At 61.9% G+C, this 997-nt stretch carries 1 pseudogene; it reads right to left on the bottom strand.

Annotated features, from left to right (window positions below):
- Nucleotides 1–79: 79 nt before the first annotated feature.
- Nucleotides 80–997 (bottom strand): annotated as a pseudogene (locus ACP7BV_RS27265) (ATP-grasp domain-containing protein); the annotation flags it as partial.

Genomic DNA, 997 nt, shown 5'->3' with positions numbered 1-997 from the left:
TTCGGCAGCCGGCACGGGTAGTCCTCGACCCATTTTTTCATCCGGTACCACATCTCCGCACGCTTGTTGGCGTACGTGGCTGGCACGGAATGCCGGCTGCGTTGATGACCGCAGCGGTGCCCTTGGTGGCGGCAATCGTAAAGCCCATTTCGTGCAGGTCGCGCGCCACTTTCACGGTGCGCGGCTTGTCCGAACCCTTGACCGACAAGAATACCTTGCCCGATTCAGGCAGCTTGACGCCTGCGCCCAGCTGCGACTTGACGAAGGCTTCGCCAAACGTCATGCCAACGCCCATGACTTCACCGGTGGACTTCATCTCGGGCCCGAGAATGGTATCCACGCCCGGGAATTTCACGAACGGGAACACCGCTTCCTTGACGCTGTAAAACGGCGGGATCACTTCCTTGGTGATGCCCTGCGAGGCGAGCGTTTGCCCGACCATGCAGCGCGCCGCGATCTTTGCCAGCTGCAGCCCGGTTGCCTTGGAGACAAACGGCACCGTGCGCGAAGCACGCGGGTTCACTTCCAGCACATACACGGTATCAACCATTTCACCGTCGCGCAACTGCTTCTGGATCGCGAACTGCACGTTCATCAGGCCGATCACGTTCAGGCCCTTGGCCATCAAGGACGTCTGGCGCTTGAGTTCATCGATCGTCTCTTGCGAGAGCGAATACGGCGGCAGCGAACAGGCCGAGTCGCCCGAGTGCACGCCTGCCTGCTCGATGTGCTCCATCACGCCGCCAATGAAGGTGGTTTCGCCGTCCGAAATACAGTCGACGTCCACCTCGATGGCGTCATTCAGGAAGCGGTCCAGCAGCACCGGTGAATCATGCGACACCTTGACCGCTTCGCGCATGTAGCGCTCCAGGTCGCGCTGCTCGTGCACCACTTCCATCGCGCGCCCACCCAGCACGTACGATGGCCGCACCACCAGCGGATAGCCGATTTCTTCGGCCAGGGCGATCGCCTCAGGCTCGGTGCGGGCCGTGCGGTC

The organism is Massilia sp. TSP1-1-2 (genome assembly GCF_049896185.1).
In the GTDB taxonomy this organism is placed as follows: Bacteria; Pseudomonadota; Gammaproteobacteria; order Burkholderiales; family Burkholderiaceae_D; genus Telluria_A.
The sequence above is the reverse complement of the archived record's forward strand: the minus strand, read 5'-3'. Positions and strand labels throughout refer to the sequence as shown.